This is a genomic window from Acidobacteriota bacterium, from assembly GCA_040756905.1.
Classification (GTDB): domain Bacteria; phylum Acidobacteriota; class Aminicenantia; order JBFLYD01; family JBFLYD01; genus JBFLYD01.
Genome location: JBFLYD010000069.1, coordinates 1 through 15,317, shown reverse-complemented (window position 1 = coordinate 15,317; position 15,317 = coordinate 1). Strand labels below are relative to the sequence as shown.

The window sequence follows — 15,317 nt, the reverse complement described above, 5'->3', positions numbered from 1 at the left end:
AAAATATGAAATGTTTTGTAACTGGGGGTTCAGGTTTTATAGGGACCCATTTAATTGGGTATCTTGCAAATAGAGGGTTGGAGTTAAAAATCTTAAAACATAGAAGACCTATCAATTTGAATAAAGTTGATAAAAAAACCAAAAAAATTGAAATTATAGAAGGGGATATAAAGAATAAAGATTTGTTAGAAAAAGGTTTGAATGAAATTGATGTTGTATTTCATCTCGCTGCTGCAATGGCTTCTGAGTCAATTTCAGAAAAAAAATTTTATGAAATAAATGTAATTGGAACAAAAAATCTTCTCGATGCTTCGTTGAAAAATAACGTGAAGAGATTTGTTCATGTTAGCTCGGCAGGAGTACTGGGCACAGTGGTTGGGATGATCGCAGATGAAACATATCCTCTGTCACCTATGGATTCATATGAAAGGACAAAAGCTGAGGCTGAGAAAGTATGCAGAGAATATATTACCAAGGAAATGGATGTTATAATAGTTCGCCCTGGTTGGGTTTATGGCCCTGAGGATAAGAGAATTTATAGATTGATTGAGGCGATAAAAAATGGCTATTTTTTTATGATAGGGAATGGCGAAAATCTTCAGACGCCTGTTTATGTAGATGATCTGATTAATGGAATTTTTTTAACTTATGAAAAAGGGAAAAACGGAGAAATATATAACATCGCTGGAGATGAGATTTTGAGTATTAAAGATATGATATTGACAATATATAGAGTTCTGGAAAAAGAATCTGAACCGGTTAATGTACCTTTATGGCTTGGAAAAATTTGTTCTTGGTTATCCCAAAATGCATTTAAGCCTCTTGGAATTGATATTCCTTTGAATAAATCAAGCATCGGCTTTTTTATAAAAAACAAACCTCTTTCAATTGAAAAAGCAAAAAATCATCTAAATTACTCTCCAAAGATAAAATTCTCTGAAGGAATTAAAAATTTAATCAATATAAATCAACATTAAATATAATTTTAATTTGACATAAAAAATTAAAAAATATATTTTTTTCTATTGTTTTCCTGTATTTTTTAAGAGGAGGGGCTAATGAGGATGAGAGCAGTTTGTAAAGTTGAGCCAAAGCCAGGAGCAGAATTAATAGAAATTGATATGCCAGAGCCAGAACCAGATGAAGTTCTTGTAAAGATTAAAGCAGCTTCTATATGTGGAACAGATGTCCACATATACGAATGGAATAAATGGGCGAGTGAAAGGGTGAAAAGATTCCCTCAGATAATGGGACATGAATTTTGCGGTGAAATAGTCAAAACTGGAAGAGAAGCGAAAAGATTAAAAGTAGGAGATTATGTATCAGCTGAAACTCATATTCCATGTAATAATTGCATCCAATGTTTATCAGGTCAACAACATCTCTGCAAGAATCTGAAGATCCTGAGTCTCGATACCGATGGAGCTTTTTCAGAATACATTGCAATTCCTGAAGTTATAGCCTGGAAGAATGATAAATCAATACCTCCTGAATTCGCATCCATTGAAGAACCTCTTGGAAATGCCGTGTATGCAACAACTGTCCATGACCTCATCGGAAGAACTGTGGCCATATTTGGGGATGGACCCATTGGTCTATTTTCTGTTGGAATTGCAAGATTATCAGGAGCTGCTTTGATATTTTGCGTAGGGCTCAATCCGGTAAGACTTAAGATAGCAGAAAAAATGGGAGCCGATTTCGCCTTAAATAATAATGAAATTGACACAGTGTCTTTTATAATGGAGAAAACAGAAGGAAATGGGGTTGATGTTGTCCTTGAAATGGCAGGTGTTCAGGAGACAATAGATCAGGGATTAAAAGTATTAAGGAAAGGAGGAGCTTTTTCAGCTTTTGGAATCACTCCTGATTCAGTTAATGTTGATATAAATAATGGAATAATATTTAAAGGTGCAACAATTTATGGAATAAATGGAAGAGAAATGTTTAATACATGGGTTAAAACAACAAATTTATTGAAATATAAAAGGCTTGATATATCTCCTGTAATAACTCATAAATTTAAGCTTGAAGACTTCAAAAAAGGTTTTGAGCTTATGATGGCAATCCCGAAAGTTTCTGGAAAAATTGTCTTATTCCCATGATCGGAGGTTTAAAATGATAGGGAATGTAAAAGAATTTTTACAGAGAGAAATAAAAGAGGTGTCAGAAGCAGGTCTTTATAAAGAAGAAAGAATTATAGTATCTCCCCAGGGAGCTAACATTTCAGTTAGATACCCTGAGAAGGAGCCTCCAAAAGAGGTTTTAAATTTCTGTGCCAATAATTATTTAGGCCTTGGAAATCACCCTGAAATAATTGCAGCAGCAAAAGAAGGGCTTGAAAAGCATGGGTATGGAATGTCGTCGGTAAGATTCATATGTGGAACTCAGGACATTCATAAAAAATTAGAAAGAACTATAAGCGAATTTCTTCAAACTGATGATACGATACTTTACTCATCATGTTTTGATGCGAATGGAGGATTGTTTGAAACAGTTCTTAAAGAGCAGGATGTGGTTATCTCTGATGAGTTGAATCATGCTTCGATTATCGATGGAATTAGATTATCCAAAGCCCAGAGGAAGGTCTTCAAACATGGTGATATGGAAGATCTGGAGGAAAAGTTAAAAGAGAGCGGTAATTTCAGATTCAGAATGATTGCCACTGATGGGGTTTTTTCTATGGATGGAGATATTGTAAAACTCGATAAAATATGTGACCTCGCTGAAAAATATAATTCCCTTGTTATGGTTGATGATTCCCATGCCACTGGATTTCTTGGAAAAACAGGAAGAGGCTCCATTGAATTCTGCAATGTGATGGGAAGGATTGATGTCATTACATCGACCCTTGGAAAAGCAATGGGAGGAGCTTCAGGAGGGTTTACTTCTGGAAGAAAAGATATAATTGAGATACTTAGACAGCGATCCAGACCATATCTATTTTCCAACACTCTTGCCCCTCCAATTGTTTATGCTGCTATAAAAGCATTTGAGATGCTCTCAAGAACAACAGAGCTGAGAGACCAACTCGAATGGAACACAGCATATTTTAGGGAAAAGATGGTCCAGAAGGGATTTAAAATTAAGGAAGGAATCCATCCCATTGTTCCGATTATGCTTGGAGAAGCAAAACTTGCTCAGGATATAGCTCGGGATTTATATTATGAAGGGATTTATGTGATAGGGTTTTTTTATCCTGTTGTTCCGAAAGGTCAGGCAAGAATTAGAGTTCAGATTTCAGCAGCTCATACAAAGGAGCATCTTGCTAAGGCGATTGAAGCGTTTAAGAAAGTAGGAAAGAGGTATGAAATAATATGATGGGTTAAAGAAGGAAATAGTATTGCTCATAAATTTCAGAAATTTTTTTGTTAGAAAATCCCTTGATCAAATAAAAAAAGATTCGGAAACGTTAGAACACAGGCTTAAAAAGGTTCTTGGTCCTGTTGATTTAATTGCCCTTGGAATTGGTGCAGTAGTTGGAGCAGGGATTTTCGCCACTACGGGAACTGCTGCAGCCGGTTCAGCTCATCATTTAGGAGCAGGGCCTGCCCTAATAGTTTCTTTCATTATCACTGCAATAGCCTGTAGCTTTTCAGCTTTATCCTATTCTGAATTTGCCTCTATGATCCCTATATCTGGGAGTGCATACACATATTCTTATGTAACCTTAGGAGAACTTGTTGCATGGATAATAGGATGGGATTTAATTCTTGAGTATGCTGTCGGAAATGTGGCAGTGGCGATAAGTTGGTCTGGATATTTTAAAGAATTCTTAAGAGGCTTTGGAATAAATATCCCTTCGTATTTATGTGTTGATTATAGGACAGCAGCAAGGACACCTGAAATAATACAATCAGCTCCTGATATATTTGGGTTGCCACTTATCATTAACCTTCCAGCTGTATTAATTGTCGCTTTTTTAACAGTTCTTTTAGTGATCGGAATAAAAGAAAGTTCTACTTTTAACTCAATAATGGTTATTATTAAAATCGTAATTCTTTTATTTTTTATATTAATCGGAGCTTTTTACGTGAAACCAGATAATTGGACACCCTTTGCACCAAATGGATGGAAAGGAATTATGACAGGTGCAGCTCTTATATTTTTCGCCTACATAGGATTTGATGCTATATCAACAGCTGCAGAGGAAAGTAGAAAGCCAGAAAGGGATATGCCAATAGGGATTATCGGTTCTCTTGTGATAACTACTTTGCTCTACATAGGTGTTACTGCTGTTCTCACTGGGTTGATCCCTTATGATAAATTAGCCACAGCAGAACCCCTCGCAACAGCTTTAAATTATTTAAACCTTAACGTGGCCTCTGGGATAATATCCTTTGGAGCTCTGATTGCCACAACAGCAGTACTTCTTGTTTTTCAGCTCGGGCAGCCGAGAATTTTCTTTTCTATGGCAAGGGATGGACTCCTTCCAAAAAGATTTGCTTCTGTTCATCCTAAATTTAAAACACCTCATGTAACCACGATTTTAACAGGAGTTTTTGTTGCGTTTTTCGCAGCTTTCGTTGATATAAATGAAGCGGTAGAGTTAACAAATATAGGGACTCTTTTTGCATTTATTCTTGTTAATACAGGAATAATAGTATTAAGATACAAAGAACCAAATCGAAAGAGACCATTCAAGACCCCTCTCGTTCCTTTAATTCCGATTCTGGGGATTCTTTCAAATTTTTATCTTATGATAAGCCTTCCATGGGTTACATGGATCAGGTTTGGATTCTGGCTTCTTATTGGATTATTGATATATTTCAGCTACAGTTATCACAGAAGTAAGTTGAGAAATCATTATACAGTAAAAAAATAAAAAAAAGAATCTTTTTTCTTTTTTATTTTTGGAATTGTAGATCTAATATTTTTTTTCTGGCATTACACCTTTATTTTAAAAGCTAAAATATTCAGCAAATTTATTATCTTCTGAGCTAAATGCTATTTTAGGTTTACATTTATCTGCCCTGATTCAGAGAAATCTTCATTTAGCTTCAAAAAGCCGAATTTTATAAATTTTACGGATGATAAATTATTTAATGGAGTTAAAATTGATAATGTACCATTTCCAAAGTCAATATCATCAATCAATCCAAGTCCAGCTGTAATGTATTTTTCATTGTTTAACCCCACAAGAAGACCTTTGATTAAGGTTTTATCCTGTATTTCGGATGCAAATTTCGTCAAGATTTTTTCAGGTAATGTTATTTTTTTATGGAATGAATTTTTAAAATAATTTCTAAATCGATTTTCTCTGTAAGATTTTCTCCTCTCCTTTGTTCTGGGTTTCACATCTTTTGATATTGGGAAACATATTGTATTGATTTTTTTATCGCTAAAATATTTTATTAGATGATCAAGCTCATTTTCTTTTAGAAAAAAAACTATGTAATCAGGAGAAGTTATTTCTACTTTTATTTTTTTTAGATAAAAAGCATCATCTCCCGTTACCATTCCTGTCGTATCCACTATTAAATAATCAAATTGAATGGAATTTGAAATTTCATAAATCTTTTTAAAACTAAATATTACCTCATAAACGTTGGACTCAGGAGATGCTCTTCCAACGAAATATAAATAATCTGGTTTTATATCTTCACTCCAGTTCGGAGGATCTATAAAAAGAACAGAGCTTATCGTCGTTGGTGGCCCAATTGTTGACTGACCAACATCACAATCAATAAAATATACTTTATTCTTTTTTTCTATCAGCCAGTTTATTGCAAATCTGGCAAATGTAGTTTTCCCTGAATCAACCCCTCCAATTATAAATATTTTAGAATTTTTTCTCTCTATTTCCTTTAAAAATTCAATCCAGCCTACTTCTGGAATAATTTCATCAACCATTTCGTCTTAATTTTTATAACAAACATGTAAAAAATGGAAGTTTACAAGATGCTACTGATATTTTTTAAGAATCTATAATTTATAAAAGTCTTTATTATTAAATCAGAGTTTACCTTTTGATTTATTTCTGCTAAATTATAAATTTAAAAAAGATGAGATTTGGTAGTTTTGAAATCTTCTTTGCTTCTGATGGAAATTTTTTGCTCGATGGCGGAGCAATGTTTGGAGTTGTGCCTAAAGTTTTATGGGAGAAAAAAAACAAAGCTGATGAATTTAACAGAATTCAGCTTTCCATGAATTCAATGGCAGTGAGTAAGAAGGACATTCTAATATTGATTGAAACAGGAATTGGAGAAAAATACGATTCAAAATTTGAGGAGATTTACGGATTAAATCCTCAAATAAACCTTATAAAATCTTTAAAAGTCATTGATATAGAACCAGAAGACATAAATTTTGTTATAAATACCCATCTCCATTTTGACCATTGTGGTGGAAATACAAAAAAATTCAATAATAAGATTGTTCCAACATTCAGGAATGCAAAATATTTAATTCAAAAGGCAGAATGGGAAAATGCGTTGAATCCGGATGATAGAAGTAAAGCAAGCTATCTAAATGAAAATATTTTACCATTGGAGGAGCACAAAAATTTAGAGCTTGTAGATGGAGATGTGGAAATTGTAGAAGGAGTTTATTTAAAGGCAATCCCAGGTCATACTCGCGGTCATCAATGTGTGTTGATAGATACTGGATCAGAAAGAATCTTTTTTACTGGAGATTTAATACCTACTTCATCGCATGTACCTATTTCCTACGTTATGGCATATGATTTGTTTCCCCTTGAAACAATTAACAATAAAAAAATTATTCTACAGCAAGCATACGAAGAAAACTGGATTTTAGCCTTTTATCACGACCCTGAATATTCAATGGTAAGAGTGGTTAAGGATGCTAAAGAAAAATGGTCTTTTGAGCCTTTTGGTTAAGCATTCACTCTTTTCAACTTCATAACTTTTTCCTTTACTGTTAACTGTTTACAGTTTACCTTTTACTGATTTCATTGTTCCTGAGCATCCACCACTGCAATTGCTGTGAGATTGACTATATCATCCGCCGTAGCTCCTCTCTGGAGCACATGAATGGGCTTATTCATACCGATTAGAATTGGTCCAATAGCTTGAGCTCCTCCAATTCGATCCATCAGTTTGTATGCAATGTTGCCTGACTGAAGATCAGGAAATATTAAAACATTAGCTTTTTCTTTCAATTTACTAAAAGGATATGTTGACTCCATAATCTCAGGGATCACTGCAGTATCAGCCTGCATTTCACCATCGATTATCAGGTTGGGGTCTTTCTGTTTAACAATTTCAGTGGCCATTCTGACTTTTTCTGAAAGGGGGTGTCTTGTTGAACCAAAATTAGAGAATGAAAGCATCGCAATCTTTGGTTCGATGCCTAATTTTTTAACAAATTCCGCCGTTTGTGATGCTATTTCTGCTAAGTCTTCAGCATTTGGCTCAATGTTGACTGTTGTGTCTGCAAAAAACATAATGTCATCTTTGAAGACCATCATGTATAATCCTGATACCTTAGTATATTTTGATTTAACTTTTACAACCTGTAAAGCTGGTCTTATTGTATCAGGGTAATGCATTGTTAAACCTGAAACAAGACCATCAGCATCTCCTTTATAGACCATCATTGAAGCAAAATAGTTGGGATTTTTCATCATCTCCCTTGCCTCAACCAGGGTAATGCCTTTTCTATGTCTCATTTGATAAAATTCTTCTACATACTCATTAAATTTTGGAAAAGTTTCTGGGTCAATGATCACTACTTTTTTAATTATATCCAATCCTAATTCTTTTATCTTTGATTTAATGATTTCCTCTTTGCCAAGAAGGATTAGAGTTGCCATCCCTTCATCCAGGATCATCTGACATGCTCTAAGAATATTTTCTTCTGAACCTTCAGGATAAACAATTTTTTTTGGAGATGCTTTTGCCTTGTTTATGAAAACTCTTCTTATTTCGTAAGTTCTTCCGAGTCTTTTTTCTAAAATTTGCTTATATTCATCTATATCGATTTGGATTCTTGCCACTCCTGTATCCATCGCAGCTTTTGCCACAGCAGATGCTTCCCATATTAGAACCCTCGGATCAAATGGTTTGGGAATAACATAATTAGGTCCAAATTTAAATTTTTCGTTTCCGTATGCTCTACATACTACATCGGGAACATCCTGTTTTGCTAAATCTGCTAAAGCTTTAGAGGCAGCTAACTTCATTTCATTATTGATTGCCCTTGCCCTCACATCTAAAGCTCCTCTGAAAATAAAAGGAAAGCCCAGCACGTTGTTTACCTGGTTTGGAAAATCAGACCGTCCTGTTCCCATTATTAAATCATCCCTTACAGATATGGCATCAGGATAAGGTATTTCTGGATCTGGATTTGCCATTGCAAACATGATCGGTCGATCGTTCATTGACTTAACCATTTTCTTAGTGACAAGATTTGGACCTGACACACCGATGAAAACGTCTGCTCCTTCGAATGCTTCTTCAAGAATTCTGCATTTTGTATCAACAGCGAACTCTTCCTTGTAAGGGTTCATCCCTTCTTTTCTTCCTTTGTATATCACGCCTTTAGTATCCACCATTATAATATTTTCCTTCTTTGCTCCAAGAAGAACATAGAACTTAGCTATAGCAATCCCTGAAGCTCCAGCTCCATTAATAAGAATTTTTACTTTTGAAATATCTTTTTTCTGTAATTCGAGGGCATTTATAAGACCTGCACCTGATATTATTGCTGTACCATGCTGATCATCATGGAATACAGGTATATTCATTTCTCTTTTAAGCGTTTCTTCAATATAAAAACATTCAGGAGCTTTTATGTCTTCTAAATTTATTCCACCAAAGGTTGGCTCTAATAATTTAACAACTTTAATAACTTCATCTGGATCCTGAGAATCGATGTCGATATCGATTGCATCTATATCTGCAAATCTCTTGAATAAAACACCTTTTCCCTCCATAACTGGTTTTCCTGCTAAAGCTCCAATGTTACCCAGACCTAAGACTGCTGTCCCGTTTGAGACAACTGCTACAAGATTTCCTTTCATGGTATAGATATAAGCATCATCAGGATTTTTTTCTATTTCTCTACATGGTTCAGCAACTCCTGGAGTATAAGCTAAAGATAATTCCCTTTGAGTTGTACAGGGTTTTGAAGGTATTATTTCCAATTTCCCCTTTCTACCCGTTGAATGATAATCCAATGCTTCCTGTTTTCTTATCATTTTATATCTCCTACTTTTTATTTATAAATTATTAAGAATCTTTATTCTATTTGAAAAAAAAATAAAATTCAATTTTTTTCTATCCCATGAAAAGATACGACAAAATTTATTTACAAGGAGATTTACAGGAAAACACACTAATTACCTTGACATCCTTCGGATTAAAACTATAATTTAAACCTTGGAAAAGCGAAAATCTATGAGCGTAGTTTATTTTATTCCGTTAACTTTAAAAGATGATCCACAAAAGATTGAAAGGGCAGTTCTGAAGCTATTTAGAGCCACTGGATTGCCTGAGAAAATTCAGAAAAATGATGTAGTAGCCATTAAAATGCACTTTGGAGAAGAAAAAAATCATGGATACATCAAGCCACGTTATGCAGCTGTTGTATCTAAAGAGATTATAAGAGTTCAGGGAAAGCCTTTTTTTACAGATACAAATACCCTTTACGTTGGAAAAAGATCTAATGCTGTGGACCATTTGTTATTGGCTTATAAACATGGGTTTATACCCGATGTTCTCTATGCACCTGTTATAATTGCTGATGGATTGCTGGGGAATGCTGAAGTTAAGGTAAAGATTAATGGTAAACATTTTAAAGATGTCCCAATTGCTCGTGAATTGGCCTTTTGTGATGGAATTGTGAGTCTTAATCACTTTACAGGGCATGTACTCACTCATTTTGGCGCGGCTTTGAAGAATCTTGGAATGGGAGGCTCTGCCCGAAGTGGCAAGTTACTACAACATTCAGCTGTTAAGCCCGTAGTTAACCCCAGGAAGTGCACTGGCTGTGAGGTCTGCATTCCCTGGTGTTCAACTGGAAGCATAAAAATGGATGGAGATAAGGCTATTATTAACCTTGAAACCTGCATTGGCTGCGGTCAATGTTTAAGTGTCTGTAAGTTTGAAGCAATTTCATTTAAATGGAATGAGTCCTCTGAGCTGGTTCAGGAAAAGATGGTTGAACATGTTCTTGGTGTTCTGAAGGGAAAGGAAGATAAATCTACTCATATCACATTTCTAACACATATAACAAAAGAATGCGATTGTATGGCTGAGGATGAGCCTGCAATTATGGAAGACATAGGTCTACTGGCAAGTAATGATCCAGTAGCACTGGATAAGGCATCTCTTGATTGTATAGAAGAGAGGATAGGGAAAGAGTTTGGGGAACTTATTTCAAGAAGTTACTTACCCCTAAATCAGATAAATTATGCAGAGTTACTAAATTTGGGGAGCCCTAACTACGAGCTTCAAACCATGAAGGTTTAAATTTGATGTATACAATTTAATTTTGGTAATATTTATAAGATGATTTTAAAGGTTAAAATTTTAATTTTTCTTACATTAATAATTTATAACTTCGGTGTTTATCGTTCTTCATTCTATGAAATTAATATTTCAGAAGAAGCTGCTGAAAGGGCAGCTAAGCATATTGAAAGGATTAAAAGGGGAGAGAAGAGACTTTTTAAGTTTTTCTTAAAAAAAGAATACTTTACAGAAGAAGAGATCAATTCCTACATTTATTACAGAATGAAGGAAAGGACTCCTTCTGAGATTAAAGAGGTAAGGATTTTTTTTGGTACCAATGGGGTCTTGGCAGGTTTTTCAAAGATTGACCTAACAGATTCTACGATAAAAAATTTACCTGAATTTTTTAAAGGAGAGTTCCCTGTGGCTTTTGAAGGAAAAATTTTAAGTGAAGAAGGAAAGATAAAGTTAAAAATTAATAAGCTCATGATATCAAATGTACTTGTTTCTCCATTGCTGGTAAATCAATTGACAGATTTTTTTTCAAAAGGGAGAAGAGATAATTATAAGTCCATAAATGAATGGTTTGACCTTCCTTATGGGATAAAAAGAGTTTTAATTAAAGATAAAAAGCTTATTGTTTTTTATTAAAAGTTGAGATTGAAATTATCTTCGAGTGTAAAATACATAAAAGGAATAGGTCCAAAAAGGGAAAGAATCTTTAAAAAAGCTGGGATAAACACAGTAGAGGATTTACTTTATTATTTTCCTTTTCGGTATGAAGACAGGAGGAAATTCCATAAAATAAGCGAGCTTGTAGAAAATGAAAAATCTGCTATAGTCGGTGAGGTTTTTTCAAAGAATCGAATTATTACTCCAAGAAGGGGATTCCACATTTTTCAGGTTGTTGTAAGTCAGAATGGAGAAAAATTGTTGTGTGTCTGGTTCAATCAACCATATCTTGAGAATGTCTTCTGGAGAGGTAAGAAAGTTGTTTTATTTGGCACAGTTAAAAAAAATCCTTCTTCATCAGTAAAATGGAAAATGGAAAATCCTGAATATGAAATAATAGATTTAGAAGAAAGTAGTTTTTTAATGGGAAGGATAATTCCAGTGTATGAGAGAATTTATAACATCTCCGGGAAGGCTATAAGGAAAATCATTTATAATTTAATTAACGATATCAAAGATGTTTATGAAAATCTTCCTGAATCCATAAGAAAGAAATATAATTTCCCTGATCGATTTATCTCCCTTAAACAAATTCATTCTCCTTCTACTGACTGTTCAATTGAAGAACTTAACAATTTTTCTTCCGTCCATCACAGAAGGGTTATATTTGAGGAACTTTTTTTGTTTGAGCTCGGACTTGCATATTTTAGGGAAAAGACATCCCAATTTAATAAAGGAAGAATGTATACATTTACAGAGAAAATAGAATCCGTATGGAAAAAAATTCTTCCCTTTGAATTAACCGAGGATCAGAGGAAATGTCTGGATGAAATCAAGAAAGACCTTTTGGACTCCCAGCCCATGAGAAGGTTGCTTCAGGGAGAGGTTGGGAGCGGAAAAACTGCGATTGCTCTCCTTACCTCAATTTTTGTGATGGAAAATGGGTATCAGGTTGCATTTATGGCTCCAACAGAGATACTTGCCGGACAGCATTTTTTGAGAATTAAAGAAATTCTTAAGGATTTACCATACAGAGTATTGTTTCTTACAGGAAGCACTTCAAGGAAAGAAAGAGAAAAAATTCTAAAAGACTTAAAAGAAGGAAGACCATCATTGGTAATCGGGACCCATGCCCTTTTTCAAAAAGATGTTGTGTATGGAAATTTAGGATATGTCATAATAGATGAGCAACATCGTTTTGGAGTTGCCCAGAGAACAACTTTATATTTAAAAGGAAAAAAGACAGACCTTTTAGTAATGACAGCAACTCCAATTCCCCGTTCCCTTGCTCTTACAATTTACAGTGACCTGGATTTAAGCACAATGAGAGAATTGCCAAGGGGAAGGATTCCCATTAAATCTCATATTATTCATGAAAAAAATATTGACAAGCTGTATTCATGGATTAAAGAAGAACTAAGAAATGGTAATCAGGGTTACATTGTTTTCCCACTGATTGAAGAATCTGAAAAACTCGACCTGAAGGCTGCAGAAATTGAATATGAGAATCTTTCGATGCTTTTTAAGGATTTTAAACTTGGCTTAATTCATGGAAGATTAACCACCAGAGAAAGAGAGAGAATAATGAGAAACTTTGAAAAAGGAGAGATTAATTTATTAGTTTCAACATCCATTATTGAAGTGGGAATAGATATATCAAATGCAACTTTTCTCGTTGTTGAGAATGCCGACAGATTCGGATTAGCTCAATTACACCAGTTGAGGGGGAGGATAGGAAGAGGTGATAAAGAATCTCATTGTTTCTTTGTTTTACCAAAGAAAGCAGGGCAGGAAGCAAAAAGAAGAATTGAAGCTTTGATAAAGACAAACGATGGATTTAAGATTGCTGAGGAAGACCTCATTTTGAGAGGACCGGGACAGGCCTTCGGAACAGCCCAGTGGGGTCATCTTAACTTCAGAGTTGCCGATGTTGTAAAGGATAGTGGAGTTCTTGAAATTGCGAAAGAAGAAGCTTTTAGAGTTATAAAAGAAAAAGATTTTTCTTCGCCTGAGCTGAAAAGATATATAGAAGAATTGGACAGGAGAGAAAAAGAGGTTTCCTTCAGTTGAATGATCAAAGCATTCGTGACGGTTTTCAGGGACCTTCGGTTTCTTGGCCACCCTTACTGCCTGGAAATATAACATATTAATTTATTTTACTATAATAATTTGGGTACTTAATGAGATTATTTTAATTTAAGATTTATATATTTAATATTTTCCAAATGAGGAAATAAGTGCTAAGAGTGATTGGTGGGTTGTACAAAGGAAGGAAGTTAAAGACAATTAAGGACCCAGACTTAAAGCCGACAAAAGATATTGTTAAAGAAACACTTTTCAACATATTAGGAAACGAAGCTATAAGAAATTCCTGTTTTTTAGATGGGTACGCAGGAACTGGAAATATCGGTATTGAGGCCTTCAGTCGGGGCGCACGGGAGGTGTTTTTTATCGAGATAAGTCGAAAGTTTGCTAGGATAATTAAGGAGAATTTAGATTTATGTGGAATCTATAAAAATTACAAACTCATAATAAACGAATTCAACAGAGGAGTTATTGAGATTAGTAAAATGCGAAAAAGCTTTGACTTAATTTTTTTAGACCCACCCTATGAAATTTTATCCGAAAGAGATCCTCTAAAGGTAATAAAAAAAAGAGATATTCTAAAAAAAGATGGACTTATAATACTCGAACATTCAAAAAAAATTCAGTTTGAAACAAAATATTTTAAATTAAAAAATTTAAGGAAGATCGGAGACACAGCTTTATCTTTTTTTGTGCATTATTAATAAGGTATGACATGGGTATCCATCTTTCCTTCTGTATTGACCCCCATCACTGTTAGAACCCAGATTGTTTTGGCACCTCAGATTGCACCAAAATAAAGTACAGGTCATGGTTTTTAATAAATATACTTACCATAAATGGAGACGAAAGGAAATGCTTCGTAATACACGTTATCCTTGACTCTTCCGATCTACATCAAAAGTCTCCAGAGAGATACAAACGACATATTGACATATGAAATTACAAGTGCTTAAATAAAAAGCATCAAAAAGAGGAAAAAGGGGATGTACCTTTCATCAAAATCTCATGTGGAAAAACTCCTCTCCTTAAAGAAATCCAATGATTTCTTAGATATATTACTTTCTGATTACCTTAAAAAATTTACCAATCTCGCTGATGTATCCTTCGGCTCATTCTTTATCTTCAAAAAAGAAAAAAATGATTTCTCCCTAATTACAATGAAAAAAACAGGAGAATATGAGAGAAAAGAGAAAATCCTTAAAAAAGTGCAGGAAGGAAAAAAAGGAATAATTTCCCATGTCATTCATACAATGAAACCATACATAACAAATGACTGTGAAAAAGATCCTCTCCATATATCATTTAGAAAAGAGAAAATCCTCTCAGAGATGGTCATTCCTTTTGATATAGATTCAGAAAGAATAGGAATTATAGTTTTACCCTCAGAAAGAAAAAATCACTTCAAAGAATCCCATCTAAAAAGATTCGAACCTCTCATAAATCGATTTCTCTCCGATTATCTTTTCCTCTTAGAGTTTTTTAGATACTTAAAAGAGAAAAAGGGATTTAAGAAAGATTCATATTATATCAGACAAGGCTCTCCAAATATTATTTTATACAATTGTAGTGCTACAATTATGAATTCCATAAAAAACATACTAAATTCCTTTAACACAATCGATACTTATCACCTAAAAGAGATAATAAAAATTTTAGAAGAAAAACCAATTGAATTTATATTCATGGATTGTAATTTCAAATGCTCACTAAACAGATGTTGGAACCTTTTCCATCTTTTAAGAAAAAATCCAGGAACTGCCCTTGGGATAATAAGACCTCTTGGAGTTAAATCTTCAAAAACACTCATTTCAAGCTCCTTTTTATGTTCTTTTTTCCCTCTTGAAAACTTTACACCCACAAAGAATAACATTATAAATCTGATAAAGAAATCAAAGTATTATGCATGTTCTTCAAATTGGGGAGTTCATCAAAGTCAAAACACCTATAAAGTAGCAAAAGTTCAAAGACATATCGTAGAGAATCATTATAAAGAATTTAATCTTCTCTCCTTAGCAAAATAGGGAGTGCACCCCTAAAAGTGGACACTAAATTAAGACACATTTTCAATATATAACTCATTTCCCAACCTATCTTCAAATTCAACTGGCGATAAATAACCAATTGATGAGTGAAGACGCTTTTTGT

The 15,317-nt window shown here is 34.0% G+C and carries 12 protein-coding genes; 10 read left to right on the top strand and 2 right to left on the bottom strand.

Features of this window, described 5'->3' with window-relative positions; genetic code table 11:
* The first annotated feature begins 5 nt into the window (after nucleotides 1–5).
* From AB1410_11830 to AB1410_11815, 4 genes are all read left to right on the top strand, one after another.
* Nucleotides 6–977 (top strand): NAD-dependent epimerase/dehydratase family protein, encoded by a 972-nt coding sequence (locus tag AB1410_11830; protein MEW6457390.1) that lies wholly within the window; start codon nucleotides 6–8, stop codon nucleotides 975–977.
* A gap of 81 nt (nucleotides 978–1,058) precedes the next feature.
* Nucleotides 1,059–2,102 carry an L-threonine 3-dehydrogenase gene (gene tdh, locus AB1410_11825; protein ID MEW6457389.1) on the top strand — a complete coding sequence of 348 codons (1,044 nt, stop codon included), beginning with the start codon at nucleotides 1,059–1,061 and terminating at the stop codon, nucleotides 2,100–2,102.
* A gap of 13 nt (nucleotides 2,103–2,115) precedes the next feature.
* Entirely contained in the window at nucleotides 2,116–3,318 is a 1,203-nt protein-coding gene (gene kbl, locus AB1410_11820; GenBank protein ID MEW6457388.1) for a glycine C-acetyltransferase, read from the top strand.
* 22 nt (nucleotides 3,319–3,340) lie between these two features.
* Nucleotides 3,341–4,822 carry an amino acid permease gene (locus AB1410_11815; protein MEW6457387.1) on the top strand — a complete coding sequence of 494 codons (1,482 nt, stop codon included), beginning with the start codon at nucleotides 3,341–3,343 and terminating at the stop codon, nucleotides 4,820–4,822.
* Between the two features lie 122 nt (nucleotides 4,823–4,944).
* Here AB1410_11815 and AB1410_11810 read toward each other — a convergent pair whose 3' ends face one another.
* On the bottom strand, nucleotides 4,945–5,850 hold the full coding sequence (locus AB1410_11810; GenBank protein ID MEW6457386.1) for a Clp1/GlmU family protein: 906 nt from the start codon (nucleotides 5,848–5,850) through the stop codon (nucleotides 4,945–4,947).
* A gap of 152 nt (nucleotides 5,851–6,002) precedes the next feature.
* Between AB1410_11810 and AB1410_11805 the strand changes: the two genes are divergently transcribed.
* The gene (locus AB1410_11805; protein MEW6457385.1) at nucleotides 6,003–6,839 is read left to right on the top strand and encodes an MBL fold metallo-hydrolase; all 837 of its coding nucleotides are present in this window, start codon (nucleotides 6,003–6,005) and stop codon (nucleotides 6,837–6,839) included.
* A 71-nt stretch (nucleotides 6,840–6,910) separates the two neighbouring features.
* On the opposite strand, the gene pta is transcribed toward AB1410_11805, so the two are convergent.
* A complete protein-coding gene (gene pta / locus AB1410_11800) occupies nucleotides 6,911–9,160 on the bottom strand; it encodes a phosphate acetyltransferase (protein ID MEW6457384.1) in 2,250 nt (749 codons plus the stop codon).
* A 199-nt stretch (nucleotides 9,161–9,359) separates the two neighbouring features.
* Between pta and AB1410_11795 the strand changes: the two genes are divergently transcribed.
* The 5 genes from AB1410_11795 (at nucleotide 9,360) to AB1410_11775 (ending at nucleotide 15,193) form a co-directional block, all read left to right on the top strand.
* Nucleotides 9,360–10,433, top strand: a complete 1,074-nt coding sequence (locus AB1410_11795; protein ID MEW6457383.1) for a DUF362 domain-containing protein — start codon at nucleotides 9,360–9,362, stop codon at nucleotides 10,431–10,433.
* 39 nt (nucleotides 10,434–10,472) lie between these two features.
* A complete protein-coding gene (locus tag AB1410_11790; GenBank protein ID MEW6457382.1) occupies nucleotides 10,473–11,063 on the top strand; it encodes a hypothetical protein in 591 nt (196 codons plus the stop codon).
* Nucleotides 11,064–11,072: 9 nt separating this feature from the next.
* Nucleotides 11,073–13,154, top strand: a complete 2,082-nt coding sequence (gene recG / locus AB1410_11785; protein ID MEW6457381.1) for an ATP-dependent DNA helicase RecG — start codon at nucleotides 11,073–11,075, stop codon at nucleotides 13,152–13,154.
* 167 nt (nucleotides 13,155–13,321) lie between these two features.
* A complete protein-coding gene (gene rsmD / locus AB1410_11780) occupies nucleotides 13,322–13,873 on the top strand; it encodes a 16S rRNA (guanine(966)-N(2))-methyltransferase RsmD (protein ID MEW6457380.1) in 552 nt (183 codons plus the stop codon).
* A gap of 282 nt (nucleotides 13,874–14,155) precedes the next feature.
* Complete coding sequence (locus AB1410_11775; protein MEW6457379.1) at nucleotides 14,156–15,193, top strand: GAF domain-containing protein; 1,038 nt, start codon at nucleotides 14,156–14,158, stop codon at nucleotides 15,191–15,193.
* Nucleotides 15,194–15,317 lie beyond the last annotated feature (124 nt).